The organism is Burkholderia sp. ABCPW 111 (assembly GCF_000773065.1).
GTDB lineage: Bacteria > Pseudomonadota > Gammaproteobacteria > Burkholderiales > Burkholderiaceae > Burkholderia > Burkholderia savannae.
Genome location: NZ_JPWT01000001.1, coordinates 22306 through 48724, shown reverse-complemented (window position 1 = coordinate 48724; position 26419 = coordinate 22306). Strand labels below are relative to the sequence as shown.

Sequence of the window (26419 nt, the reverse complement as noted above, 5' to 3'; positions counted from 1 at the left end):
CGTGACGCATCGATCCCGCCCGGCTCCGGCGCGCCGCCGGCCCATCGCCGCGCCCCTACGGGCGGCCGGCTCGTCCGAGGCCGGCCGGTCTCGGACGCATTCAATGGAAAGAAGAACAATGACAATCGTGACCCGGAACGCAGGCCGTCTGATCCGTCTTGCCGTCGTCGCAGGCTTCGCGTCGCTCGCCGCCGCGCCTGCCGCTCACGCGGCAAAAGTCAGTCAGGAGGGGCGTTGCTCGATCAAGGAAGGCGCGCCCGCCGACCCGTGCAAGGCCGACCGCGGGCGGTCGGCCACGGGCGTCGCCCCGGGCAAGAGCCACGACGCGTGCACGGCAGCCAAGAAGCTCGCGCGGGAAAACCTGCAACGGCTCGTCTCGAACAAGACGTGCATGAGGTACACGGACTGCAACAAGCCCTGCAAAGTGATCGAATCGCCGTAACCCGGCCGCGCGCGCAAACGGCCGCCCGCCACACACCCATGACGCACGCATGACGCGCCGGCCGCGCGTCATGCGTGATGCGTCACGCGTCGTCCGCGCGCCGCCGCTCGTCTTCCGCACGGCTCACCGACGCCCCGCAGCCGCTGCAAAACGGGAAAAACGCGAAGTTGCGCGTGCCGCACCCGCACGGCTCGAACAGCTTGAGCCCGCAGTGGATGCAGAACGTCGCGCCGTCGCCGCCCAGGTTCCATGGCTTGTCGCACGACGGGCACAGCTTCTTCTGATACGCGGCGATCGCCTTGTCGTAATCGATCGCCTGTGCGCGTTCGCGCTGGCTGCGCCGCATCTCCTCGCGCTTGCGCTCCACGTACCGCTGGAACGCGCGAAGCATGTAGACGCCCGCGAACACCGTCAGCACGATGCCGACGATGACGCGCACGTAGCCGCCGAAGCTCGGCAGATACGGCACGAGCTCGACGAAGAACGCCGTCAGCGCGAACATCCCGAAGCCATAGACGAACGGCCAGTAGCGCACTTTCCGGTAACGGACGAACAGCCAGACCGCGAGCACGAGGATCGGCAGCGTGAATGCGAGCCGCCACGCGAACACGACGAGCTCGTAGCGCCGGCTCGCCTGCTCGAAGCGCTGCTCGGCCTGCGTCCGCGATTGCGCGAGCTGCGCGCTCACGTCGTCCTGGCGCTTGCGCAGCGCGTCGAGCTGATCGGCGATCTGATCGTGCCGGCGCTGCCATCCGGCCACGGCTGCCTGCAGCTCGTCGAGCTGGCGCGTGCGCGCGAGCACCTCCGGGTTGCGGCTCGCGTCGCCCGTCGCGCTGCGCGTCGCGATCCAGTTGCGAAAGCTCTCCTTCGCCTGGTCGTAGTCCTGCTGCGCGCGATTGCGGGCGGTCGCGAACGCGTCGGCCTTATCCGTCAGCGCGCCCTGCTCGCGCTGCAGTTCCCGCTGCGACGCGCGCAGCGCGGCGTCCGCCTGCGTGTCGGCGTAGCGCGCGAGCGTCGGCGGCCCGCCGCGCGGCGCGAACGCCATGTCGCGGATCACGAGGCTGCCCAGCATGTTGAGGAACAGCGCGAACGCCACGGCGATGCCCCACGACGCGATCTGCAGCAGCCGCTCGGGGCGCGAATAGGTTTGGCTCGTCGTCATGATCCCGGCCTCTCGTCAAGGTTGTCTCATTCGTCCTCGCCCGTCGCGCGCTCGGGCGACGCGGCGCGTCAGCCGATCGTCCCGCGGTCGATCTTGCGCGCGAGGATGATCGACGTCGTCGTCCGCTCGACGCCTTCGAGCGCGCCGATCTGATCGAGCAGATCGTTCAGGCGCTCGGGCGAATCGGCGCGCAGCCACGCGACGTAGTCGTACTCGCCGCTCACCGCGCACAGCAGTTGCACCTCCGGCATGCGATCGAGGCGCTTGAGCACGTCCTTGCCGTACTTCGGCGCGAGGATGATGCCGACGTACGCGTAGATGCTCGCGTCGAGCACGTCCTGCCCGAGCCGCACGCTGTAGCCCGCGATCACCTGCGTGCGCTCGAGCCGCGCGATCCGCGCGAGCACGGTCGTGCGCGCGACGTCCAGTTGCCGCGCGAGATCCGCGACGCTCGCGCGGGCGTTCGCCTGCAATAGCGCGACGAGGTTGCGGTCGAGTTCGTCGAGTTGATCGAGTCGGGGTGGACGCATGGCGAATCGGCAAATGGAAGTGCCGCGATGATAGCGCCGAACGGCCGCGCGCCCAACCTCGCGTTCGATCGACAGACCGATCGGCTTTTCGACCGAATCCGCCGTACCGAGCTGTCGTGCGAGCGACGGGGACGCTGCGCGCGGGCGCGAGAGCAAGATGGACGCCGCGCTGGTGCGCCGGTGTCGGTCGATGTCGGTCCGGCTTGGTCACTTGGTCGGTTGGTCGGTTGGTCGGTTGGTCGGTTGGCCGGTTGGCCGGTTGGCCGGTTGGTCGGTTGAGACATCCATTCATCGAAGCGCGTTGCGCACATCCTTCGCCGCCGTCCGGATTCCAGACATCGGCGCCGCGCTTTCGCAGCTTGCCGACACACACCGCAAGCGATCCGATTCGCGCCACGGCGCGCCGACTCGACGAAGGCGTCGCCGATCGCGGCCCCGCCACCGCGCGCACGCCCTGATCCACCCGCCGCACGCCGACGCGCACGCCGGCCGAAACCTCCCCCGCACAGGCGTGATTTCGATTCGTTTCGGTTGTAAGCAGATGTCGCATCGTCGCCCAACGGCCCGATACCGTGCTACTAATAGCGCGGGACGCGCGCCGCGCAGGCGGTCGAACGCGCCGCGCCCGCATCCGAATTCCCGTCCGACGACCACACAGGAGCTCCAATGAAAAAGATCTCGCTGACTTTTGCTGCCGCGCTCGCGCTGGCGGCCACGCTCGCGCACGCGCAGACGAGCGCGTCGGCGCCGGCCGCGCCGGCCTCCGCCCCTGCCGCCGCCGCGCGTCATGAAGCGCGCGTCGAGGAGCGCATCACGTACCTGCACAACCAGTTGAAGATCACGCCGGAGCAGGAAGCGCAATGGAAGACGTTCGCCGACACGATGCGCGACAACGGCGCGACGATGGCGCGGCTCTATCGCGAGCGGATGGAAAACAAGAACGCGTCCGCGCTCGACGACATGAAGCAATACGCCGAGCTGACGCAGGCGAACGCCGACGGCGCGAAGAAGCTCTCCGACGCCTTCGCGCCGCTGTACGCGAGCTTCCCGGCCGAGCAGAAGACGCTCGCCGATTCGACGTTCCGCAAGTGGCTGCACCCGGAGCCGGGCAAGGCGCGCGCGCGCAAGCATCCGGGCAAGGCGGACGGCCAGGCCGCCGCGAGCTCGGGCGCCGCGCAGTAACGGCATGAAAAGCGTGTCGCGCGGGCCCGCGCGACACGCTCCCGTCAGCTCACGCCCGCTTGCGGCGCGTTGGGCGAGCGCGCAACCTCGCGAACGCACCGCGAACCAATCTCCGACGCGTCGCCCCATAACCGTCCCCTACGGCACACGCTCGCTCGGTCATCACGCGTTCACCGGCCCGCCGCTAGCTCGCTAGCTCGCTAGCTCGCCGATTCGCTCGCCCCTCGCACGCGCGCCCGAGCCGCCCGAACCCCGCCTCTACGGCACACGCGCGTCACCGCGCGGACGTCACCCGATCGATCATCGCCCGCACCGCGCGCATCTGCGCGCCCGACTTCAGCGCATAGTTCTGCCCGGTATACGCGAACCAATCCCAGCATCCCTGCGGATTGCCCGGCGTGCCGGCCTTCGCGACCTGCGGATACAGCACCACGATATTGTTCGCATCCGCCCAGTTCCGGTAGGTCGTCATGTCGCGCACGACGTCCGCCGACTGCAGGCAGCCATGGAACACGACGTGGACCTTGCAGCCGGCGCTCGCGCCGCATGCGCTCGGCACGTACGCGTAGCCGTCCGCCGCGAGCCCGCTCGACGCCGGCGCGAACTCGCGCTGGTCGAACGTGATCGCGCGCCCCGTCGGCTGCGCGACGGGCGGCGCAAGCGGCCCGTAGATCGTCTCGAGCAGCGCGCCCGCCTGGTCGTAGCCCGACTGACCGACCCTGCAATGGCTGATGTACGGCGCGGCGTTCGCATCGCACGCGTTGCCTGCCGACGGCGTGATGAATGCGTGCCCGGCCGGAATGTCGGCGACGTAGACGATGTTCGTCACGGGCACGCCGGCCAGCCAGAAAAACGACCACGTCGCATCGACGGCGGGCTCGCGGACGATCGTGTCCTTCGTGCCGCTGAACAGATAGATCTTCGCGCGCTGCAGGTTCGCGAGCGGATCGATCTGACCGCTCGCCGCGAAGCCCAGCGCGGCGGTCAGCAGCAGCCCGGAATCGGGCACCGTGTTCGGCAAGAGTCCCATGCAGATGCCCGTGTTCGTGAGGCTGCCCGCCGCGCAGTAGTACGGGCCGCCCGCGATCACGCCCGCGCCGATCACCGACGCCGAATACGCGACCTGATACTGCACCGCCATGTACGCGCCCGACGACAGCCCGGACACCGACACCTGGTTCGGGTCCGCGCGCAGCGCGGGCAGCGGCGGCGAAGCTTGCGCGCTCGCGGACACGGCGGCGAGCGCGATGGTCAACGCGGCGGCGAGGATCGCGCGCGCGGCGGCGTGGCGCATCTGCATGGATTTCCCCTTGATCCCGCCGGGCGACGGCAACGACGGCCGGCGTCGCCCGGACAGGTCGACACAGTCGGACGGCAAATCGAGACGCGATCACTTCATATTCGTCGCTGCCTCCGTTGCCCGCAAGGTCGGCGTTCACGCGCGCCTGGATTCGCGCTAAAGTGATGCGCTTTTATTGACAAAATCAACATGATCGAATTGAAAAACGTCGACCTCCGCAATGATCCGGACGCCTTGCGCGTCGTCAAGAACGAGACGGTCCAGGTCAAATTCGCCGCGCAGGCAGGCGAGCTGATGAGCCTCGAAGGGCCGAACCGCTATGCGGCGGGCGACGCGCTCGTCACCGGTTCGACGGGCGACCGCTGGGTGGTGTCGCGCGAGCGCTTCGACGCGAAGTACCTGCCCGCCGCCGACAGCGTCGTGCACGGCGCGCCGGGCGCGTACCGCAACCGTCCCGCCGTCGTGCTCGCGAAGCGGATGGACGCGCCGTTCTCGATCGCGCGCTCGGCGGGCGGCGACACACTGCATGGCGACGCGGGCGACTGGGTGATGCAATACGCGCCGGGCGACTACGGCGTCGTGCAGGCGCAGCGCTTCGCGCAGGTGTACCGCGAGGCGGACTGACGCCGGCGCCGGCGGTACGACGCCGCCCGCGCCGGCCGTGAACACTCCGCGTGCGCGCCGCGCGCACCTCCGCTGCTCTCCCCATGCGGCGGGCGGCGGCGAAGCGTCATGCACGCCACGCCGCATGCGCGCCGCCGCCTTCCTGCTCCCTCCCGCGCCGCGTCGCCGCGGCTTCACGCGCGAGCGCGTCTGCGCGTCTGCGCGTCAATGCGACGACGTCACCCGTTCGATCATCTTGCGCACCGCGCGCATCTGCGCCCCCGACTTCAACGCATACTCCTGCCCCGTATAAGCGAACCAGTCCCAGCATCCCTGCGGATTGACGGGCAAATCCGCCGCCACCTGCGGATACAGCACGACGATATCGTTCGCATCCGCCCAGTTCCGGTAGGTCGTCATGTCGCGCACGACGTCCGCCGATTGCAGGCAACCGTGGAACACCACGTGCACCTTGCAGCCGGCGTTCGCGTCGCACGCGCGCGGCACGTATGCGTAGCCGTCTTTCGCAAGCCCGCTCGCCACGGGCGCGAACTCACGCTGATTGAACGTGATCGCGCGCCCCGCCGGTTGCGCGACGGGCGGCGACAGCGGCCCGTAGATCGCCTGAAGGAGCGCTCCCGCCTGGTCGTAGCCCGCTTGCGAGACGGTGCAATGATTGATGAAGGGCGTCGCGTTCGCGCTGCACACGCCGCCAGCGGCAGGCGTGACGAACGCGTGTCCGGCCGGCACGTCGACGACGTACGCGAGATTTGCCGCAGGCACGCCCGCCAGCCAGAAAAACGACCACGTCGCGTCGACGACAGGCTGACTCACGACCGCGTCTTTCGTGCCGCTGAAGAGATAGACCTTCGCATGCTTCAGGTTCGCGAGCGGATCGATCTGGCCGCTCGCCTCGAAGTCGCGCGCCCTGGTCATCAGTTGCTCGGTATCCGGCATGCCTTGCATGCAGTTCTTCGTGTTCGCGAGCTTGCCCTTCGCGCAGTAATACGGGCCGCCCGCGACCACGCCCGCGCCGATCACCGACGCCGAATACGCGACCTGGTACTGCACCGCCATGAACGCGCCCGACGACAGCCCGGACACCGACACCTGACGGGCGTCGGCCCGTAGCGCGGGCAACGACGCGGAAGCTCGCGCGTTCGACGACGCAGCGGCCGCGAGCGCGAGCGTGAGCGCGGCGGCCGACATCGCACGCGATGCAACGTGACGTATCTGCATGGATTTCCCCTTTTCGTCATGCCGATCGACCGTCGGATGCGATCGGAGTCGATCGGCCGGTTGGCACAACCGGTCGGTCCCTCGGGCCGCGATGCGGGCATCTTGAGCGCATCGCGGCAAGCTCGGCAAGCGCGATGCCCGTGCGGGTCCGGTTTCAAGCCGGCGCGACGCGTCTTTTTCCGCGCGCCCCGATGCGATCGGGCCGAAAGATGCCGGCCTTCGCAACGATCCCGATGCCTGACGCCGCGTCGAGCGCATCGCTGCCTGCATGAAACGTCGCGCGCGAATGCGCCGCGAGGTGAAGCGAGACGAAATGAGATGAGGCGAAACGAAATGCATCGCGGCTCGCGATCGCGCGCGCATGTCGCGAAAAAGACGAATGGAAGGAAAGCGCGCCGCGTCGAGAAACGGCCGGCCGTCGAACCGACCGAAGCCGGACGTCGATTCGGCCCGTGAGAAGACCGACGTCGCGAAGCAAGGCGAGCGGTTCGAGCGGGACGTTACGCCGGGATGTCAGGCAGGCAGTCAGGCAGGCAGGATCGGAACGGCGCCCCGGGCGATGCGTCGCGGCGTTCGCCGATCGCCCGTTTGCGCGCGCGCCGCCGCCATCGTGCGCGCGGCGATCACGCACGCCGCACGCCCGTTACGCAACACCCGTCACGCGAACTCGTCGCCGAGCTCGAGCGTCGTCTCGCGCGGCACCGCCTCGCCCGCCGCATGCCGTTCCTCGAGCGAGCCGAGCGTCGCCTCGACGTACGCGCGCAGCACCGCGTGGCTGCGCGCGCGCTGCATCGGCCTGAGCGCGAGATAGCGCCGCAGCGCGGCGCCCGCGAAGCGCACGTCGAGCGTCGTCTTGCGCGGCGTCGCGCCGAAGCGCATCGCGAGCCAGTGCACGGATAGAAAGCGCCCCGCTTCGTCGACGCGTTCGGCAAAGCGCGTCTGCTCGGGAAAGAGATCGCAGATCACCCGCGCGAGCTCGTCGAATTCGGCGCTCGCGCAGTCGTATTGATAATCGTCCATCGTCGCGTTTCGGTTCAGCGTGCGGCGCGCGCGGGCCGGCACAGTTTCATCAGCGCGCCGGCGAAGCCCGCCGTCAGCAGCAGATACAGCGCGACCATCCATTCGAACGGCACGCCGCCGCCGTTATACAGGATCGACGGCAGATCAATGACGGGATGCAGCACGATCATCGCGGGCAGAATCCAGCGCTTGTTCGCGCGGATGCCGCGCCACATCAGCACGGACAGCGCGAGCTGCACGACGAACGCCGCGACGCGCTCGAGCGCCGACACCGCGACCGACACGGGCGACATCGTCGCGAGCATCACCTGGATGCGCAGCGCCAGGTCGGCGGGCATCGTCGACAACTGCGCGTTCAGCTCGCCGCGGTTCGCGAGCCACGCGAGATAAACCCATTGCGCGAGCACGACGACGCCGACGAACCACGCCTGCGCGCCGCCGTGGCCGATGCCGTTCGACAAGCCGCGCGCGTCGCCGTCCGACGGGCCGTAGCGTTTCGCGAGAAAGCGCAGCCCGAGATAGCGGCCGATTTCCTCGAAGAGCGCGGCGACGACGGTGCCGAACACGGCGAACGTGACGGGCTTCGACAGCCACAGCACGGCCGACGGCTGGCTCAGCAGAATCGCGTAGAGGCCGCGTTCGAGCAGCGTCGCGAACACCGTGTAGACGGCGACGCCGACGATCGCGTCGCGCCGGTCGAGCGCCAGCGGCTTGCGGAGGAATCGATGAAGGCCGATCGGCAGCAACGCCACGACGAGCGTGGCGATGACGAGCGCCGCCAGCGTGACGGGAGCAACGGTCATGACAATCCTTGTTCGGAACCCGCACCGGTGCGATGCGTGCCCCGAATGATACTCAACTCAGCTCGCCGTCGACGCGCGCACGCAAAGTTCGCCCGGCAGCAGCGCCTCGTGGAAGCCGCCCGTGCCGCCGTCGATCCGCTCGTGAACGAATTCGACCGCGCGATAGCCGATGTCGTAAGTCGGCTGGCGGATCGTCGTCACGCCGATGAGCTCCGCCCAATCGGGATCGTCGATCGCGATCAGCGCGGCGCGCTTTTGCCACGCGTCGCCGTACCGCGCGTGCAGATGCCGCGCGATCACGAGCGCGACGGGCGCGTTCGCCGCGAAGATCGCGGGCCGCACCGGCTCGCCCGCGGCCGCTTCGATGCGCGCGTCGAGCTCGGCGAGTGCGCGCTGCGTCGACTCCGGACCCTTCGGCTCGAGCACGATCGTCGGATGGACGGTGCGCCCCGATGCGCCAACCTGCGCGCGGAACGCGGCCTCGCGCAGCCGCCGCGAACTGACGTGCTCGAAAGGCTGCACGACGAAATGAATCGACCGGAAGCCCTGCGCGAACAGATGCTGCAAGCCCATCTCGATCGCGGCCTCGTTGTCGAGGCCGATCATGTCGGTCGCGAAGCCTTCGACGCTGCGATCGACGAGCACGGTCGGAATGCCGCCGCCGCGCAGCGATCTCAGCGCGTTCTCGTCGGCCCCGAGCGCGTTGACGATCATCCCTTCGACGCGGTAGGTGGTCAGCAACTGCAGATAGCGGCGCTCCATCTCGAGCTCGTTCGCCGCGTGGCAGATGAGCGGCATGTAGCCGAGCGCGTGGCACGCGGCCTCGACGCCGCGCAACACTTCGACCGTATAGGGATTCGTCAGGTCCGCGGCGAGCAGGCCGAGCAACCGGTTGCGGCCGCGCTTCAGGCCGCGGGCCATCTGGTTCGGACGGTAGTTCAGGCGCGCGATCGCATCCTCGATGCGCTGGCGCAGGTCGGCGGACAGCACGTTCGTCTCGCCGTTCAGATAGCGCGAGACGCTGGTCTTGCCGGTGCCCGCTTCGCGGGCGACATCGCTGATCGTCGCGGGACGCGACGGTAGAGTTCGTGGATCGCTCACAGTGGCGCCTCGTAACGAGCGGCCCGCGCCGCCTCGCAAACGGGCGGGTCATTGTTGTTGGATGGAAAGGCCAACTGACGATGTCTCCTGTCGGCCGATTCCGGCCCGGCAAAGCTACGGACGGCGCACGAGCGCCCATCTTGCCGCGACGGCTGCGCGACAATTAGCGGGCGATCATAACGCAGGCGATCGGACCGTACCAAGACGGCCTCCTCTAGCGTGGAGGGACGCGCGGCGCGCGCGCCGGACGCGCGTCGCGCGGCCGCGCGGCGCCGGCGTCCGGGCGCGGCGCAAATCGAATGAACGGTCGCTGCGTTGCGCATCATCGCGTTCTCGGCATCGAATCCTGCGTACGCGGGCAAGCCCGCATGCTGTCGGACTGCTGACGATTCGGCAACCGAATCCCGTCGCCGGGCTCGGCATCGGCCTCGACGCGAAACGGGCCGCGCCCGACGCCGCGCACACGGCTCGCCGCATCGGATACGATGCGGCGAGCCGATTCGGAACACTCCTAAAAGTCCGCCAAACGCGCCGCGGCGCGCATGACGAACCGCTCCCTTCTTCTTCCGCCCTGCTTGCGTCCGTCGCCATCGCGAGCGGCGAACATGCCGCGCGCGATCCGCCGGACGTTCGCGCCACCTTCACGACACCGATTGCGCGCGCTGCAGCACATCGCGGTTGACGACGTTGCGCGCCAGCGTGCCGTCGAGCGCCGCGATCAGGTTCTCCGCCGCGCAGCGCGCCATCGCGTGGCGCGTCTCGCGCGTCGCCGAGCCGATGTGCGGCAGCGCGACGACGTTGCTCATCGACAGCAGCGGCGAATCCGCCGCGAGCGGCTCGTGCTCGAACACGTCGAGCCCCGCCGCCCGGATCGTGCCCGCGCGCAGCGCGTCGATCAGCGCGGCCTCGTCGACGACGGGCCCGCGCGACGCGTTCACGAGGATCGCGCTTCGCTTCATCTTCGCGAATTCGCGCGCGCCGATCAGATGCCGCGTCTGCGGCGTGAGCGGCACTTGCACGCACACGAAGTCGGCTGTCGCGAGCAATTCGTCGAGCGCGACGCGGCGCGCGCCGAACTGCGCCTCGGCCTGCGGATTCGCGCTGCGGTTCGTGTAGAGCACCGGCATCCGGAAGCCGAGCGCGGCGCGGCGCGCGAGCGCCGCGCCGATGCGCCCGAGCCCGATGATGCCGAGCGTCTTGCCGTTCACGTCGGTGCCGTAGAGCGGCTCGCCGATGCTCTGCCGCCACTGCCCCGCCTTCACGAATTCGGCGAGCTCGACGACGCGCCGCGCGCTCGCGAGGATCAGCGCGAACACGGTGTCGGCCGTCGATTCGGTCAGCACGTCTGGCGTGTGCGCGAGCACGATCCCGCGGCGCGTCAGGTCGGCGACGTCGAAATTGTCGAAGCCGACCGAGATCGTCGACCATGCGCGCAGCCGCGGCGCGCGATCGAGCAGCTCGGGCGTGATCTCGAGGCTCGCGCCGAGCGCGCCGTCGGCGGTGTCGAGCGCGCGCGCAAGCGCGTCGGCGCCGTCGACGATGGTTAGGTCGGCGCGCTCGCGCAGATACGCGAGCACGTCGTCGGGGAGCGGCTTGTAGACGACGATGCGATGCTTCATCGATTCACTTTCCTTGCAACGGATGGGCGAGCGGCGGCGTCGCGCCCGCCTGCCTCACCGACAGCGTGAGCACGACGGCCGCGACGAGCGCGGCGCTCATGAATGCGTAGGACGCGGCGGGCGAGCCCGTCGCGCCGTTCAGATAGCCGACCACGTACGAGCCGACGAACGAGCCGAGCGCGCCCATGCTGTTGATGAGCGCCATCGCGCCGCCCGCGACGTTCTTCGGCAACAGTTCCGGCACGATCGCGAAAAACGGCCCGTACGGCGCGTACATCGCCGCGCCCGCGACGACGAGCAGCGCGTACGACAGCCAGAAGTGCGCCGAGCCGAGCGCGTACGACGCGGCGAACGCGGCCGCGCCGATCAGCAGGAACGGCCACACGAAGCCCTTGCGCGAGCCGAGCTTGTCGGACGCCCAGGACGCGGCGAGCATCGCGATCGTCGCCGCGAGATACGGCAGCGCGGACAGCCACCCCGTTGCGACCATGCCGAGCGCCGAGCCGTTCTTCACGATCGACGGCAGCCACAGCACGAAGCCGTATACGCCGATGCTCCAGCAGAAGTACTGTGCGCACAGCTTGACGACGGCGGGCGAGCGGAACGCCTCGCGATAGTTGCGCACCGGCTTGAGCGCCGCCTGCTCGGCGGCGAGCGCGGCGTCGAGATCGCGCTTTTCCTGGTCGGTGAGCCACTTCGCCTGCGCGGGCTTGTCCTGCACGAGGAACCACCAGCACACCGCCCACACGACGGCGGGCAGCCCTTCGGCGACGAACATGTGGCGCCAGCCGAACTCGTGGACGAGATAGCCCGATACGACCGACATCCACAGCACCGTCACCGGGTTGCCGAGGATCAGGAACGTGTTCGCGCGCGAGCGCTCGCGCTTCGTGAACCAGTTGCTGATGAAGATCAGCATCGCGGGCATCACGGCCGCCTCGACGACGCCGAGCAGGAAACGGATCGCCATCAGCGACGGGATGTTGCTCACGATGCCCGTGAGCGCCGCGCAGCCGCCCCACAGCACGAGGCTCCAGAACACGAGCGTCTTCACGCTGCGGCGCTCCGCGTAGATCGCCCCCGGAATCTGGAAGAAGAAATAGCCGAGGAAGAACAGCGCGCCGATCAGCGACGACAGCCCCTTGCTGATGCCGAGATCCTGATTGATCCCGGCCGCGGCGGCGAAGCCGTAGTTCGCGCGGTCGAGATAAGCGAGGCTGTACGTGACGAAGACGATCGGCATGATCGTCCACCAGCGGCGAAGCGCGAGCGTTGCGGGCATGATGTGAGTCTCCAGTGTCGTGCGGCGCCGTATGAAACGCGGGGATTCGCCGCGATTGTGCCCGTCCTGCGTCGGGACGGGCGGCTTATCGGACGAGCGGCGCCTCTAGCCGATCCGGCGCATTGCTCAGATTTTCGATCCGATCGAGCTGCGCGCGCAAAGGCAATCCTTCCGAGTCGCCGATTACCTGGATCGCGAGCGCGCCGATCCGGTTGCCGCGCGCCACCGCGTCGTCGATCGCGCGGCCTTCGAGCAACGCGCTCACCACGCCGACCGCGAAGCCGTCGCCCGCGCCGACCGTGTCGACGACGTGCTCGACGCGCTCGGCCGCGACCGTGCCTTCGCGGCCGTCGGCCGTGCGGAAGTACGCGCCCGCCGCGCCGAGCTTGACGACCACGCCGCGCGCGCCCCGCTCGATGTAGAAGCCCGCGATATCCGCGGGCGTGTCGAGGCCCGTCAGCTGACGCCCCTCGGCGAGGCCCGGCAGCACCCAGTCCGCCTGCTCGGCGAGCGCGTTCAGCGTGCGCGCCATCTCGTGCGCGGACGGCCACAGCGTCGGCCGCAGGTTCGGATCGAACGACACCGTCTTGCCCGCCGCGCGCATCGTGCGCGCGAGGTGGAACGCGAGCTCGCGCGACGAATCGGACAGCGCCGGCGCGACGCCCGTCAGGTGCAGGTGGCGCGCGCCGAGCGCGTAACCGGGCGCGTAGTCGTCGAGCGACAGGCGGCTCGCGGCCGAGCCCTTGCGGAAATATTCGACTGCCGGGTCCGCGCCGTCGGTCGCGCGCGACTTCAGCTGGAAGCCCGTCGGATAGCGCGCGTCGATCGTCACGCACGACGCGTCGACGCGCTCGCGCGCGAGCGTGTCGAGCACGTAGCGGCCGAACGAATCGGCACCGACGCGGCTGATCCAGCCGACCCGAAAGCCGAGGCGCGCAAGGCCGATCGCGACGTTCAGATCGGCGCCCGCGATGCGCTTCGTGAACTGCGTCGCGCTGTCGAGCGGGCCGGGCTCGGCGGCGACGAACATCGCCATCGCTTCGCCATAGGTGAGAACGTCGAGCGGGGCTTGCATGGTGTTGGCTTACTCCTTCGGTCAACGGCCTGGCGCCGGCGCAAGCGTCGAGCTTGGCCGACTCCGGCGCGAGTGGGTGGATCTCATGCGGCCGCGAGCCATGCGACGCGCGTCGACGCGTCGTCGGCCACGCGCGCCGCATCGAGCGGAAACTCGATCCCGCGCGGCGCCGTGCGCGGCAGCAGCGCGAGCACGTCGTCGCAGAAGCGCTCGCCCGGCCTCGGCGCGACCGCGAAGCGGCGCGCGCCCTCGCCGTCGACCGCCTTGCAATGGACGTATTCCACGTGCGCGGCGAGCGCGCGCGCGGCGGCGAGCGGCGCGTCGCCCGCCCACAGCCAGTTGCCGATGTCGAACGTCATGCCGACGAGCGTCGGGCATCGCTCGTCGCGCAGCGCGGCGAACAGCGACTCGAACTGCGCGAGCGCGCCGCCCTGCCGCAACTGGCCGTTCTCGACGAGCGCGCGGGCGCGCGCGCCGCGCGTCGCGGCGGCGATCTCGGCCGCGTGCGGACGCGCGGCGAAGCCGCCGAGCTGAAACTTGACGAAGCTCGCGCCGAGCGCGTCGGCCTCGGCGAGCGTCGCGGCGAGCGCGTCGCGGTTCAGATCGCCGCCGTCCGTGTAGAGCGTCGCGGGGGTCGAATACACCGACCACAGCCCGGCCGCGGCGATCGCGTCGCCGAGCCGCGCGAGCGCGGGGGCGGCCGCGTCGTCGTCCGACGCGAACAGCTCGCGCCGCACCTCGAACCCCGCGGCGCCCGCGTCGGCCGCCGCCGCGACGAATGCGCGATGGCCCGCGCGGCGCACCGCGTCCGCGCCGAACGCGCTCGCGACGATCACGATGTCGACCATGCTTGGCTCGCCTCCTTCTCGATCGGGATATTGTCGAAACCGTATGAATGGAACCGGTTCCATTCATCAACGGACGAATAGTGCGCCGAGCGTTCGAGGCGAACCATAGTGGAAATCCCTAGGCGCGGCGGACGGTGAACCTGCGGCGTTGACCGCGCGCAGGCGGCGCGCCGACGGTGCAGAATAAGCAGCGGCAAACCGCCCGGACGCCGCGGCAACGAGCCGATCGCGCCGCTTCGTTGTGCTTCGTTGTACTTCGTGGCGCTTCGTTCGCCTGTCCGCCCCCCAGGAGCAAACGGCATGCTCGATTTTTCCGATGGCGCCCCGTACCTGCTCGTGAGCGCGCTCTTCTTCCTGCTCGCCATCCCGCTCGCGGCGAAGCGGGTCGGCCCCAATCGCCTCTACGGCGTCAGAACGCGCGCGACGCTGCGCGACCCGGCGCTCTGGTATCGCCGCAACGCGATCTTCGGCGTCGCGCTGATGGGCACGAGCGCGGTCTTCATCGCCGCCGTCGAATATTGCCGGCTGCGCGGCGTGCGCGTGCCGAACGCCGCCCTGCTGGCGGCGTTCGTCGTCGAAATCGCGGTGCCGGCCGCGCTCTGCTTCGCCGCGCCCGGCCCGCGGGGCGACCGTCCGGACGGCGGCCGCCGCTAACGCGTCAATCACTCGCCGGCCACTCGCCGGCCACTCGCCGATGAGCGGCCGATGAGCCGCCGACAGCGCGACTGCCGTCGCCGCGCCGCCCGTCAGGCCGGATCGGCCTGCGCGACGCACAGCGCGAGAAAACGCTTGGCGACGCGCGACGGCGTCGCGCCATGCGGCACGAGGATCGAGAAATGGCGCGTGAGCGGCTCGGGCGCGATCGACACCATCGCGAGCGCCGCATCGTCATGCCTGAGCGACATCGCGGACACGAAGCCGACGCCCATTCCGGCACGCACCGCCTCCTTCACCGCCTCGACGCCCGCGATTTCGAACGCGACCGCAAGCGGCGCCGCCGCGCGCGCGAACGCGCGCTCGACGAGCTGCCGCACGCCCGAGCCCGCCTCGCGCAGCACGAGCGGATACGCGGCGAGCTCGTCGAGCGTCGCCCGCGCGCGGCCTTGCTCGCGGCGCGCGGCGAGCGGATGCGACGACGGCACGATCGCGACGATCTCGTCCTCGCGCCATTCGTGCACCGACGTGCCCGTCGGCAGCGCGTCGCCGGGCGGGCCCTCGATCAGCGCGATGTCGAGCGACGCCAGCGCCGCGACGACGTCGGACGTGTTGCCGCTCATCGTCTGGATCGCGACGTCCGGCGCGAGCGGATGGAACGCGGCGAGCAGGTACGGCAGCAGGTAGCTCGCGGGCGTCGTGCTCGCGCCGATCCGCAGCGTCCCGCGCTCGAGCCCGCGCACCGCGTCGCGGTACGCGCGCGCCTGCGCGAACGTATCGCGCAGTTGCGTCGCGTGCCGCGCGAGCGCCTCGCCGACCGGCGTGAGACGCACGCCGCGCCCGTCGCGCTGGTACAGCGGCTCGCCGAACTCGTCCTGCAGCTGGCGCAACTGGCCGGACACCGCGGGCTGCGACAGATGCAGCGCGAGCGCCGCGCGGCTGATGTTCAGGTGCTCGGCGACCGCCGCGAACGTTATCAGTTGATCTGGGGTCATCGGTCGAAAATATCGGATTTTTGGATATTTTACGTTACAAATCACGATTTTTCATATCGATATAACCAATTTAGGATTAGGCCCATCGTCACAGAGAACGAAACGAACGAAGCCATGTCCACGCTCACCTCTCCCCAGCTCAGCGCCGCCGCGCCGTCACTGCGCGGGCGGCTCAACGGCATCCTGTTCGTCGGCCTGTTCGCGCTCGCCGTCACGAGCGTCGCGCAACTGCCCGCCGTCGCGCGCTTCGGCTTGAGCCCGCTCATCGTCGGGATCGTCGCGGGCGCGCTGTACGGCAATCTGCTGCGCGACGGCATGCCCGCGAGCTGGGCGGCCGGCATCGATTTCTCCGCGCGCAAGCTGCTGCGGATCGCGGTGGCGTTCTTCGGGCTGCGCGTGAGCCTGCAGGAAATCGCGCAGGTCGGCCTGCCGGGGCTCACCGTGTCGGCGCTCGTCGTCGCGAGCACGCTCGCCGTCGGCACCTGGGCCGGCATCAAGCTGATGAAGCTCGACCGCGACACCGCGCTCCTGACCGCCGCGGGCAGCGCGATCTGCGGCGCGGCCGCGGTGCTCGCGTTCGAATCGACGCTGCGCTCGAAGCCGCACCAGAGCGCGATGGCGGTCGGCAGCGTCGTGCTGTTCGGCACGCTGTCGATGTTCGCGTATCCGCTCGCATACCGCGCCGGCTGGCTGCATCTCGACGCCACGGGCCTCGGCCTCTTCTTCGGCGGCACGATCCACGAGGTCGCGCAGGTGGTCGGCGCGGCGAGCGACGCCGGCCCGGAGGTCACGCGCGTCGCGACGATCGTCAAGATGACCCGCGTGATGCTGCTCGTGCCCGTGCTGCTCGTGCTCGGCGCGTGGCTCGCCCGCTCGGCGCGCCGCTCGCCAGCGGCCGGCGACGGCGCGCCGCGCAAGCTCGCGGTGCCGTGGTTCGCACTCGGCTTCCTCGGCTTCGTCGTCGTGAATTCGCTGCAGATGCTGCCCGCCGCCGCGATCGGCACGCTCAACGCGCTCGACACGTTCGCGCTCACGATGGCGATGACGGCGCTCGGCATCGAGACGCGGATGTCGCAGATCCGCGCGGCCGGCCCCCGCGCGCTGATGACGGGCCTCATCCTCTACGCGTGGCTGATTTTCGGCGGCTATGCGATCGTCTGGGCGACGGAGCGCTGGCTTGGCTGACCGCCCGCCCTCCTCGCCGCGCCGCCGCGCCGCGTCCGCCGGGTTCGCCCCGCGCACGCGGCGCGGTGCTATTCTTCCGCTCGATTTCATCCGCCGGGCCACTGCCGCCGTGCTCTCGTTCCTGCTCAAGCTGCGCACCCGCGCGCAAACCCTGTTTCGGCTGTCCGACGCGCACACGATGCTCGTGTGGTCGGTGATCGTCGGCATCGGCGGCGCGCTCGCGACGGTTGCGTTCCGCGAAGGGATCGAGCTGATCCAGCGCGCGGTTTCCGGCACGAGCGGCAGCTTCACCGAGATGGCGAAGCGCCTGCCGTGGCAGATCCGCTTCTGGCTGCCGGCCGCGGGCGGCTTCCTCGCGGGCTGCGTGCTGCTCGTCGCGCAGCACGGCGCACGCAAGCAGAGCAAGACCGACTACATGGAAGCCGTCGCGCTCGGCGACGGCGTCGTGCCCGTGCGGCAGAGCTTATGGCGCAGCGCGTCGTCGCTCCTCACGATCGGCAGCGGCGGCTCGATCGGCCGCGAAGGCCCGATGGTGCAGCTGGCCGCGCTCGCCGCGTCGCTCGTCGGGCGCTTCGCGCACTTCGATCCGCCGCGGCTGCGCCTGCTCGTCGCGTGCGGCGCGGCGGCGGGGATCACGTCCGCGTACAACGCGCCGATCGCGGGCGCGTTCTTCGTCTGCGAGATCGTGCTCGGCTCGATCGCGATGGAAAGCTTCGGGCCCGTCGTCGTCGCGTCGGTCGTCGCGAACATCGTGATGCGCGAGTTCGCCGGCTACAAGCCGCCTTACGAGATGCCCGTGTTTCCCGCCGTGGCCGGCTGGGAGGTGCTGTTCTTCGTCGCGCTCGGCCTCCTGTGCGGCGCGGCCGCGCCGCAGTTCCTGCGCCTGCTCGAGCTGTCGAAGACGCAGTTCAGGCGCCTGCCCGCGCCGCTGCCGGTGAGGCTCGCGGCAGGCGGCCTCGTCGTCGGCGTGATCTCGGTGTGGGTGCCCGACGTCTGGGGCAACGGCTACAGCGTCGTCAACGCGATCCTGCATTCGCCGTGGACCTGGCAGGCGCTCGTCGCGGTGCTCGTCTTCAAGCTGATCGCGACCGCGGCGACGGCGGGCTCGGGCGCGGTCGGCGGCATTTTCACGCCGACGCTCTTCGTCGGCGCCGTGGCCGGCTCGCTGTTCGGCATCGCGCTGCACGCGCTTTTGCCCGAGCACGTGTCCGCGTGGTACGCGTACGCGATCGTCGGCATGGGCGCGTTCCTCGCGGGCGCGACGCAAGCGCCGCTGATGGCGATCCTGATGATCTTCGAGATGACGCTCAGCTATCAGGTCGTGCTGCCGCTGATGGTGTCGTGCGTCGTTGCGTATTTCGCGGCGCGCGCGCTCGGCAGGACGTCGATGTACGAGATCACGCTGCACCGGCACCGCGACGACGAGGAACGCACGCGGCTGCGCGCCGCGCAGATGCGCGACCTGATCCAGCCGGCCGCGACCGTCGTGCCGCTCACGGCGAGCGTCGCCGACATGACGCGCGTGTTCCTCGAATACCCGGTCAAGTACCTGTACGTGACGGACGACGCCGGGCGCTTTCGCGGCGCGGTCGCGCTGAAGGACATCACGTCCGATCTGCTCGAGAAGCGCGACACGACGCACAAGCGCGCGGCGAACTACTTGCACACGCCGTTTCCGCTGCTCACGCCCGACATGCCGATCGGCACGGCGCTCGAGCACTTCATGCGGTTCCAGGGCGAGCGGCTGCCCGTCGTCGAGCGCGAGGACGAGCCGACGCTCGCGGGCGTCGTCTACAAGACGTCGCTGCTCGACGCGTATCGTCGGATGAACACGGACCTGGAACGCTGATCAAAGGTTGGCGGTTGGCGGTTGGCGGTTGGCGGTTGGCGGTTGGCGGTTGGCGGTTGGCGCGATCGCTCATTCGCCCCACGCAGGCCCGCCGGCGCGCGATCGCCACGCGCGACGATCGCACGCGATTCGCGCGAAAAATCGCCTGAAAAAAGTCGAGGCGGGCGAAGTCAAACGCCCGTGCGAAACGCGGCGGCCGGACACGCGCGCGAATGCCGCGCCGCCATCGTCAGTCCGGCGCGCGCCCGAGCACGACGCGCGCGAAGAAGCCGGCAAGCACCTCCTGCGCGGTATCGCCCGTCACGTGCCGCGGGTCGGCCGCGTGATAGGACTGCACGCCGTCGCAAAGGCTCATCAGCCCGAGCGCCAGCACGTCGGCGGGCAGCAAGAGCGGCGTACCCACGCGCTCGGCGAACGTCAGGATGTAATGCGTGAAGCGGTCGCGCTTTTCCTTCACGAACTCGTTGAAGCGCGCGCGGAACTTCGCGTCGCGCGTCGCCTGCAGCTTCGCCTCGCCCCACAGCAGGAACGCCGGGCTGTTGCGGAAGAACTGGCTGTAGTACTCGAGCGCGTGCGCCTCCATCTGCTCGCGCGTGCCGCCGCTCTCGAAGATCTTCTGCATATCCGCTTCCGCCTCTTCGTGATCGCGCCTGAGCAGCTCGAGCAGCAGCTCGGCCTTGCTGCGGAAGTTCGAATAGAACGCGCCGCGCGTGTAACCCGCCGCCGAAGCGATGTCCTCGACGCTCGCGGCCACATACCCCTTCTTCGTGAAAGTGGCGTGGGCAGCGCTCAGCAGACGCTCGCGCGTCAAATCCTTGCTTTGTTCTCGAGTCAGGCGGGTCGGCTTCATGGCCGGGAAGTCTAGCATCTTCTCGCGAATCGAAACACCTTTGCATCCAGATACAACCCTGTATTAGAATTCAGCCAAGTTTTTGTAAGCAAGTTGGCAACGTGCGCGCGGATTGTTTTGTTTTTGCCGCGCGCGACGCCGGGCAAGCGTATCCGGCTTGCCGGTTTTTCCGTTTTCTCCTGTTCCGAGGGGTCACCGTGAATCGTTCCGGTTCTCGCGCCGCGCTGATGATCGGCGTCGCGCTCATCGTTGCCGCCTGCCACCGCAAGGAAGCCGCGCCGAGCGCGCCGCGCCCCGTGGTCGCGGTGCCGGCCCAGGCGGACGGCGTCGCCGCCGCCGTGTCGCTGCCCGGCGAGATCCAGCCGCGCTATGCGACGCCGCTGTCGTTCCGGATCGCCGGCAAGATCGTCGAGCGCAAGGTGCGCCTCGGCGACGCCGTGAAGAAGGGGCAGGTCGTCGCGCTGCTCGACACGTCCGACGTCGCGAAGAACGCGGCGAGCGCGCAGGCGCAGCTCGACGCCGCGACGCATGCGCTGACGTTCGCGCAGCAGCAGCTCGAGCGCGACCGCGCGCAAGCGCGCGAGAACCTGATCGCGCCCGCGCAGCTCGAGCAGACCGAGAACGCGCATGCGTCCGCGCGCGCGCAGCGCGACCAGGCGGCGCAACAGCTCGCGCTCGCGAAGAACCAGCTTCAGTACGCGACGCTCGTCGCCGATCACGCGGGCTACATCACCGCCGAGCAGGCCGACACCGGTCAGAACGTGTCCGCCGGCCAGCCCGTCTACCAGCTCGCGTGGTCGGGCGACGTCGACGTCGTCACCGACGCGCCGGAAAGCGAGCTGCCGCGCCTCACGCCGGGACACGCGGCGAGCGTCACGCTGCCCGCGCTGCCCGGCCGCACGTTCGACGCGCGCGTGCGCGAGATCGCGCCCGCCGCCGATCCGCAAAGCCGCACGTACCGCGTGAAGCTCACGCTCGCGCAGCCCGATCCGGCCGTGCGGCTCGGCATGACCGCGAACGTCGCGTTCACGCCCGACGCCACCGGCAACGCGCGCGCGCAGACGCTCTTCACGCTGCCGTCGACGGCCCTCTTCCATGCGGGCAACGCGCCCGCGCTGTGGGTCGTGCGCAAGCAGGACGACACGCTCGAGCTGCGCCGCGTCGACGTCGTCCGCTACAACGAGCGCACGGTGACCGTGTCGAACGGAATTGCGCCCGGCGAGCGCATCGTGCTGCAAGGCGTGCACACGGTGAGCGCGGGCGAGAAGGTGCGCGCGGTGCCGCCGCTTCATCCGGAGGACGTCGCGTCATGACGGCTGGCCGAGAAGAAGGCGGGCGCTTCAATCTGTCCGCATGGGCGCTGCGCCATCAGGCGCTCGTCATCTACCTGATCGCGCTCTCGACGATCGCCGGCATCCTCGCCTACTCGCGGCTCGCGCAATCGGAAGACCCGCCGTTCACGTTCCGCGTGATGGTGATCCGCACGTTCTGGCCCGGCGCGACCGCGCGCCAGGTGCAGGAACAGGTCACCGACCGCATCGGCCGCAAGCTGCAGGAGATGCCCGCGATCGACTATCTGCGCAGCTATTCGCGCCCCGGCGAATCGCTGCTGTTCTTCGCGATGAAGGATTCCGCGCCCGTCAAGGACGTGCCGGAAACGTGGTACCAGGTGCGCAAGAAAGTGGGCGACATTTCGGTGACGCTGCCGCCCGGCGTTCAGGGCCCGTTCTTCAACGACGAGTTCGGCGACGTCTACACGAACATCTACACGCTCGAAGGCGACGGCTTCTCGCCCGCGCAGCTGCACGACTACGCGGACCAGCTGCGCGTCGTGCTGCTGCGCGTGCCGGGCGTCGCGAAGGTCGACTATTTCGGCGATCCCGACCAGCGGATCTTCGTCGAGATCGACAACACGCGCATCGCGCGGCTCGGCATCTCGCCACAACAGATCGCGCAGGCGATCAACGCACAGAACGACGTGTCGTCGCCGGGCGTGCTGACGGCCGCGCACGACCGCGTGTTCATCCGCCCGAGCGGCCAGTACGAAAGCGTCGACGCGATCGCCGACACGCTCGTGCGCGTCAACGGCCGCACGTTCCGCCTCGGCGACCTCGCGACGATCAAGCGCGGCTACGACGATCCGCCCGTCACGCAGATGCGCACGGTCGGTAAAGGCACGAGCGGCAAAGCCGTGCTCGGCATCGGCATCACGATGCAGCCGGGCGGCGACGTGATCCGGCTCGGCAAGGCGCTCGACGCAAGCTCGAAGGCGTTGCAGGCGCAGCTGCCGGCGGGCCTCCGGCTCACCGAAGTGTCGAGCATGCCGCACGCGGTCGCGCGTTCGGTCGACGACTTCCTCGAGGCGGTCGCGGAAGCGATCGCGATCGTGCTGATCGTGAGCCTCGTGTCGCTCGGCCTGCGCACCGGGATGGTCGTCGTGATTTCGATTCCCGTCGTGCTCGCCGTCACCGCGCTGTTCATGTATCTGTTCGACATCGGGCTGCACAAGGTGTCGCTCGGCACGCTCGTGCTCGCGCTCGGCCTGCTCGTCGACGACGCGATCATCGCGGTCGAGATGATGGCCGTGAAGCTCGAGCAGGGCTTCAGCCGCGCGCGCGCCGCCGCGTTCGCGTACACGAGCACGGCGTTCCCGATGCTCACGGGCACGCTCGTCACCGTGTCCGGCTTCCTGCCGATCGCGCTCGCGAAGTCGAGCACGGGCGAATACACGCGCTCGATCTTCGAGGTGTCGGCGATCGCGCTGATCGCGTCGTGGTTCGCGGCCGTCGTGCTGATTCCCCTGCTCGGCTATCACATGCTGCCCGAGCGCAAGCCGCCGCCGAAAAACGCCGCGAGCGGCGCGCCGCACCCGGACGCCGCGCACGACCACGAGCACGGCCACGACATCTACGACACGCGCTTCTACACGCGGCTGCGCGTGTGGATCAAGTGGTGCATCGAGCGGCGCTTCGTCGTGCTCGCGATCACGGGCGCGCTGTTCGTCGTCGCGCTCGCGGGCTTCTCGCTCGTGCCGCAGCAGTTCTTCCCGAGCTCCGACCGCCCCGAGCTGCTCGTCGATCTGCGGCTGCCCGAAGGCGCATCGTTCGACGCGACGCTCGCGCAGGCGCGGCGCCTCGAGAAGTTGATCGACAAGCGCCCCGAGATCGACCATGCGGTGAACTTCGTCGGCTCCGGCGCGCCGCGCTTCTACCTGCCGCTCGACCAGCAACTGCAATTGCCGAACTTCGCGCAGTTCGTGATCACCACGAAGTCGGTCGAGGAACGCGAGAAGCTCGCGGCGTGGCTCGCGCCCGTGCTGCGCGAGCAGTTCCCGGCGGCGCGCACGCGGATCTCGCGGCTCGAGAACGGCCCGCCCGTCGGCTATCCGGTGCAGTTCCGCGTGAGCGGCGACAGCATCGCGACCGTGCGCGCAATCTCGGAGAAGGTCGCGGCGACGATGCGCGCCGATGCGCGCGCGGTCAACGTCCAGTTCGACTGGGACGAGCCCGCGGAGCGCTCGGTGCGCTTCGAGCTCGACCAGCACAAGGCGCGCGAGCTGAACGTCACGTCGCAGGACGTCGCGAGCTTCCTGGCGATGACGCTGTCCGGCACGACGGTCACGCAGTATCGCGAGCGCGACAAGCTGATCGCGGTCGATCTGCGTGCGCCGCGCGCGCAGCGCGTCGATCCGGCAAGCCTCGCGGGCCTCGCGATGCCGACGCCGAACGGCCCGGTGCCGCTCGGCTCGCTCGGGCGCTTCCACAACACGCTCGAATACGGCGTCGTCTGGGAACGCGACCGCCAGCCGACGATCACCGTGCAGTCCGACGTGGCGGCGGGCGCGCAAGGCATCGACGTGACGCACGCGATCGACGCGAAGCTGAACGCGCTGCGCGCGCAGCTGCCCGTCGGCTACCGGATCGAGATCGGCGGCTCCGTCGAGGAAAGCGCGAAGGGCCAGACGTCGATCAACGCGCAGATGCCGCTCATGGCGATCGCCGTGCTGACGCTGCTGATGATCCAGCTGCAAAGCTTCTCGCGCGTGCTGATGGTCGTGTTGACCGCGCCGCTCGGGTTGATCGGCGTCGTCGGCACGCTGCTGTTGTTCGGCAAGCCGTTCGGCTTCGTCGCGATGCTCGGCGTGATCGCGATGTTCGGGATCATCATGCGCAACTCGGTGATTCTCGTCGATCAGATCGAGCAGGACATCGCGGCCGGCCACGGCCGTTTCGACGCGATCGTCGGCGCGACCGTGCGGCGTTTCCGGCCGATCACGCTGACGGCCGCGGCCGCGGTGCTCGCGCTGATTCCGCTGTTGCGCTCGAACTTCTTCGGCCCGATGGCGACCGCGCTGATGGGCGGCATCACGAGCGCGACCGTGCTGACGCTCTTCTTCCTGCCGGCGCTCTACGCCACTTGGTTCCGCGTGAAGCCTGACGAGCGCGATCCGGAGCCGCCCGCCACGCCCACGGGAGCCTGACCATGCGCGCCTCGATCTCTCCGTTCCCGTTCGCGGCCCGCCTCGCGCCGCGCGCGACAGCCGCGGCCGCGCTCACCGCCTCGCTTGCCGGCTGCTCGCTGTTCGCGCCGAGCGATACGCCGCCCGCGATGCCGTCGCCCGCGCATTACGGCGCGACGCCGCTGCCCGAGCGTACGGCCGCGGCGCAAGGGCTCACGCAGCGCTTCGACGTCGGCGCGCAGCCCGTGCCCGACTGGTGGAAGCGCTACCGGTCGCCCGCGCTCGATGCGCTCGTCGACGAGGGCCTGCGCAACAGCCCGACGCTCGCCGCCGCCGACAAGAGCCTGACCGCCGCGCGCGAGCAGTTGCGCGCGCAGATCGGCAGCTCGCTGCTGCCGTCGATCGACGCGGGCGGCCAGGCGACGCGCGAGCGCGCGCTCGGCGTGCCGACGTTCGGCCCGCAGACGGTGCTCTACAACGTGTTCGCGGGCCAGTTGCAGGCGAGCTACACGCTCGACCTGTTCGGCGCCGCGCACTTCGCGAACCGCGCGCTGTCGAAGCGTGTCGACGTAACCGCGTACCAGCTCGAATCCACTCGGCGCGCGCTCGCCGCGAACATCGTGACGGCGGCCGTGACGTCGGCCGCGCTCGCCGAGCAGGTGGCGACGACCGAGCGGCTCGTCGCGCTCGCGCGCGAGCAGGCGAACGACACGGCCGCGCGCCATCGGCTCGGCGCGGCGTCGCGCACCGACATGCTGAACGCGCAGCAAAGCGCGGCGGCGCTCGAGGCGAGCCTGCCCGCGCTGCGCCAGCAATGGCAGACGACGCGCCACGCGCTCGCCGTGCTGCTCGGCCGCACGCCGGATCAGGCGAGCGCCGATCTCGCGCTCGCCGATCTGCATCTGCCGCAGGACGTGCCCGTCGTCGTGCCGTCGACGCTGCTGCAGGCGCGGCCCGACATCCGCGCCGCCGAGGCCGGGCTGCAGGCGGCCGCGGCCGAGGTCGGCGTCGCGACCGCGCAATTGTTCCCGCAGCTGTCGCTGTCGGCGTCGATGGGCCATGCGGGCTTCAACTGGCCCGCGATGCTGTCGGGCGCGGGGGCGATCTGGAGCGTCGGCGCATCGCTCACGCAGCCGCTCTTCCACGGCGGCGCGCTGCTCGCGCAGCGCCGCGCGGCGCGCGCGACCTACGAGGCGGCCGTCGACCAGTACAAGCAGACCGTGCTCGCCGCGTTCCAGGACGTCGCGGACAAGCTCGCCGCGCTCGACAACGACGCGAGCGCGCTCGACGCTTCGAACCGCTCGGCCGTCGCCGCGCGCGGCGCGTTCGACGACACCGCGGCGCGCGTGCGGCTCGGCGCGCTGCCGCCTTCGGCCGCGCGCGCGAGCGAGCAGCAGTACCGCAACGCGCGGCTCGACGAAATCCGCGCGACGGGCACGCGGCTCGTCGACACCGCGCGGCTCTTTCAGGCAATGGGCACGCCGACGGACGGCGGCAAGGACGCGAAAGACACGAAGAGCGCGAGCGGCGCGGACGGGGCGAACGATGTGGGCGCGACGCAGCGCGCGAACGACGCCAAGCGGACCGGCGACGCCGGCGATGCGCACGTGCCCGGCACGGCCGGCGAGGTCGACGCGGCGGGAGCGTCCGGCGCGGCGGGCGCTGCCGCCGGCGCAATGGTCGCGACAAACGGCGAAACAAACAGCGAAAACGCGCCAGGTACGCAGCCGGCCGACGGCCCCCGATGAACGCGATGAACGCGATGAACGCAGCAGGGCCGACGGGCGCGCGCGGCACGACGACCGATTCGAGCCCGGCGAATTCGCCGGGCCGGGCGAGCGCATCGGTCACGTCCGGGGACACGTCGGGCGCTTGACATCTGACGTGACGCGCCGCCCGCGCGCGGCCGACGGCGCGGCCGCCGGCTCCGGCCCCCGTTGCCGAGACAACGGCCGCGTCAGTCGCTGAACGCGCTAGAAACGATGAACGCGCCGAACGACGACGATTGACGGCAACGCCACCGGAGCCCCACCCGCTCGCGCGCCGAACGACGCGCGAAGCCCTCGCCCCCACTCGCGCGTCGCGCGCACGCCCCGCACCGAGCGCATACGTTCACGCAAGCGCGGCAAGCAGTTACCATCCGCAGCGCGCGTCGAATGCATCGCGCACGCAGTGGCGTGCCGTGCGGCCCGCCACGTCGGCCCGCCACGCCCGCGCTGCC

The 26419-nt window shown here is 70.0% G+C and carries 24 protein-coding genes; 9 read left to right on the top strand and 15 right to left on the bottom strand.

The genetic code is table 11. The features are described from left to right. The first annotated feature begins 118 nt into the window (after nucleotides 1–118). Nucleotides 119–442 (top strand): hypothetical protein, encoded by a 324-nt coding sequence (locus tag X946_RS00150; RefSeq protein WP_038742897.1) that lies wholly within the window; start codon nucleotides 119–121, stop codon nucleotides 440–442. 82 nt (nucleotides 443–524) lie between these two features. Here X946_RS00150 and X946_RS00145 read toward each other — a convergent pair whose 3' ends face one another. Beyond that, nucleotides 525–1604, bottom strand: coding sequence for a zinc ribbon domain-containing protein (locus tag X946_RS00145; RefSeq protein WP_038742895.1), 1080 nt, complete (start codon nucleotides 1602–1604; stop codon nucleotides 525–527). A 68-nt stretch (nucleotides 1605–1672) separates the two neighbouring features. Further along, nucleotides 1673–2134 carry an Lrp/AsnC family transcriptional regulator gene (locus X946_RS00140; RefSeq protein WP_038743294.1) on the bottom strand — a complete coding sequence of 154 codons (462 nt, stop codon included), beginning with the start codon at nucleotides 2132–2134 and terminating at the stop codon, nucleotides 1673–1675. A 666-nt stretch (nucleotides 2135–2800) separates the two neighbouring features. On the opposite strand from X946_RS00140, the gene X946_RS00135 reads away from it, so the two are divergent. Continuing rightward, on the top strand, nucleotides 2801–3316 hold the full coding sequence (locus X946_RS00135) for a Spy/CpxP family protein refolding chaperone (RefSeq protein ID WP_038742893.1): 516 nt from the start codon (nucleotides 2801–2803) through the stop codon (nucleotides 3314–3316). 274 nt (nucleotides 3317–3590) lie between these two features. Here X946_RS00135 and X946_RS00130 read toward each other — a convergent pair whose 3' ends face one another. Further along, the gene (locus tag X946_RS00130; RefSeq protein WP_038742891.1) at nucleotides 3591–4616 is read right to left on the bottom strand and encodes an extracellular catalytic domain type 2 short-chain-length polyhydroxyalkanoate depolymerase; all 1026 of its coding nucleotides are present in this window, start codon (nucleotides 4614–4616) and stop codon (nucleotides 3591–3593) included. 189 nt (nucleotides 4617–4805) lie between these two features. Between X946_RS00130 and X946_RS00125 the strand changes: the two genes are divergently transcribed. After that, nucleotides 4806–5240: a PGDYG domain-containing protein gene (locus X946_RS00125; RefSeq protein WP_038742889.1), complete on the top strand. Its 435-nt coding sequence runs from the start codon at nucleotides 4806–4808 to the stop codon at nucleotides 5238–5240. Nucleotides 5241–5444: 204 nt separating this feature from the next. Here X946_RS00125 and X946_RS00120 read toward each other — a convergent pair whose 3' ends face one another. The 10 genes from X946_RS00120 to X946_RS32890 all read right to left on the bottom strand — a co-directional run bounded on the left by X946_RS00120 (nucleotide 5445) and on the right by X946_RS32890 (nucleotide 14508). Further along, complete coding sequence (locus X946_RS00120) at nucleotides 5445–6458, bottom strand: extracellular catalytic domain type 2 short-chain-length polyhydroxyalkanoate depolymerase (RefSeq protein ID WP_038742886.1); 1014 nt, start codon at nucleotides 6456–6458, stop codon at nucleotides 5445–5447. 154 nt (nucleotides 6459–6612) lie between these two features. Next, nucleotides 6613–7089: a hypothetical protein gene (locus tag X946_RS00115; protein ID WP_152611586.1), complete on the bottom strand. Its 477-nt coding sequence runs from the start codon at nucleotides 7087–7089 to the stop codon at nucleotides 6613–6615. Between the two features lie 26 nt (nucleotides 7090–7115). Next, complete coding sequence (locus X946_RS00110; RefSeq protein WP_038743292.1) at nucleotides 7116–7478, bottom strand: DUF3022 domain-containing protein; 363 nt, start codon at nucleotides 7476–7478, stop codon at nucleotides 7116–7118. A gap of 14 nt (nucleotides 7479–7492) precedes the next feature. Next, nucleotides 7493–8281, bottom strand: a complete 789-nt coding sequence (locus X946_RS00105; protein ID WP_038742883.1) for a YhfC family intramembrane metalloprotease — start codon at nucleotides 8279–8281, stop codon at nucleotides 7493–7495. A gap of 57 nt (nucleotides 8282–8338) precedes the next feature. Beyond that, on the bottom strand, nucleotides 8339–9382 hold the full coding sequence (locus X946_RS00100) for a LacI family DNA-binding transcriptional regulator (RefSeq protein ID WP_038742881.1): 1044 nt from the start codon (nucleotides 9380–9382) through the stop codon (nucleotides 8339–8341). A gap of 641 nt (nucleotides 9383–10023) precedes the next feature. Then, nucleotides 10024–11001, bottom strand: a complete 978-nt coding sequence (locus tag X946_RS00095; RefSeq protein ID WP_038742879.1) for a 2-hydroxyacid dehydrogenase — start codon at nucleotides 10999–11001, stop codon at nucleotides 10024–10026. 4 nt (nucleotides 11002–11005) lie between these two features. Beyond that, nucleotides 11006–12283: an MFS transporter gene (locus X946_RS00090; protein ID WP_038742877.1), complete on the bottom strand. Its 1278-nt coding sequence runs from the start codon at nucleotides 12281–12283 to the stop codon at nucleotides 11006–11008. An 85-nt stretch (nucleotides 12284–12368) separates the two neighbouring features. Beyond that, nucleotides 12369–13358 (bottom strand): sugar kinase, encoded by a 990-nt coding sequence (locus X946_RS00085; protein WP_038742875.1) that lies wholly within the window; start codon nucleotides 13356–13358, stop codon nucleotides 12369–12371. 83 nt (nucleotides 13359–13441) lie between these two features. Then, nucleotides 13442–14206 (bottom strand): TIM barrel protein, encoded by a 765-nt coding sequence (locus X946_RS00080; protein WP_038742873.1) that lies wholly within the window; start codon nucleotides 14204–14206, stop codon nucleotides 13442–13444. Beyond that, nucleotides 14191–14508, bottom strand: a complete 318-nt coding sequence (locus tag X946_RS32890) for a hypothetical protein (protein WP_152611585.1) — start codon at nucleotides 14506–14508, stop codon at nucleotides 14191–14193. The genes X946_RS00080 and X946_RS32890 overlap by 16 nt, the downstream gene beginning before the upstream one ends. Here X946_RS32890 and X946_RS00075 point away from each other — a divergent pair. After that, complete coding sequence (locus X946_RS00075) at nucleotides 14507–14860, top strand: SdpI family protein (RefSeq protein ID WP_038742871.1); 354 nt, start codon at nucleotides 14507–14509, stop codon at nucleotides 14858–14860. The genes X946_RS32890 and X946_RS00075 overlap by 2 nt on opposite strands. A 92-nt stretch (nucleotides 14861–14952) precedes the next feature. Here the strand turns inward: X946_RS00075 and X946_RS00070 are convergent, their stop codons facing one another. After that, nucleotides 14953–15855: a LysR family transcriptional regulator gene (locus tag X946_RS00070; protein WP_038742869.1), complete on the bottom strand. Its 903-nt coding sequence runs from the start codon at nucleotides 15853–15855 to the stop codon at nucleotides 14953–14955. 114 nt (nucleotides 15856–15969) lie between these two features. On the opposite strand from X946_RS00070, the gene X946_RS00065 reads away from it, so the two are divergent. Then, the gene (locus X946_RS00065; protein WP_038742867.1) at nucleotides 15970–17040 is read left to right on the top strand and encodes a YeiH family protein; all 1071 of its coding nucleotides are present in this window, start codon (nucleotides 15970–15972) and stop codon (nucleotides 17038–17040) included. Between the two features lie 109 nt (nucleotides 17041–17149). Continuing rightward, nucleotides 17150–18889 carry a ClcB-like voltage-gated chloride channel protein gene (locus tag X946_RS00060; protein ID WP_060820745.1) on the top strand — a complete coding sequence of 580 codons (1740 nt, stop codon included), beginning with the start codon at nucleotides 17150–17152 and terminating at the stop codon, nucleotides 18887–18889. A gap of 229 nt (nucleotides 18890–19118) precedes the next feature. Here the strand turns inward: X946_RS00060 and X946_RS00055 are convergent, their stop codons facing one another. After that, on the bottom strand, nucleotides 19119–19739 hold the full coding sequence (locus tag X946_RS00055; RefSeq protein ID WP_038742865.1) for a TetR/AcrR family transcriptional regulator: 621 nt from the start codon (nucleotides 19737–19739) through the stop codon (nucleotides 19119–19121). 197 nt (nucleotides 19740–19936) lie between these two features. On the opposite strand from X946_RS00055, the gene X946_RS00050 reads away from it, so the two are divergent. The 3 genes from X946_RS00050 to X946_RS00040 are packed head-to-tail and all read left to right on the top strand — an operon-like array spanning nucleotide 19937 to nucleotide 25946. Continuing rightward, nucleotides 19937–21052, top strand: a complete 1116-nt coding sequence (locus X946_RS00050) for an efflux RND transporter periplasmic adaptor subunit (RefSeq protein ID WP_038742863.1) — start codon at nucleotides 19937–19939, stop codon at nucleotides 21050–21052. Further along, entirely contained in the window at nucleotides 21049–24219 is a 3171-nt protein-coding gene (locus tag X946_RS00045) for an efflux RND transporter permease subunit (protein WP_038742861.1), read from the top strand. Before X946_RS00050 ends, X946_RS00045 begins: the two co-directional genes overlap by 4 nt. 2 nt (nucleotides 24220–24221) lie before the next feature. Then, nucleotides 24222–25946, top strand: a complete 1725-nt coding sequence (locus X946_RS00040; RefSeq protein ID WP_152611584.1) for an efflux transporter outer membrane subunit — start codon at nucleotides 24222–24224, stop codon at nucleotides 25944–25946. The last annotated feature ends 473 nt before the right edge of the window (nucleotides 25947–26419 follow it).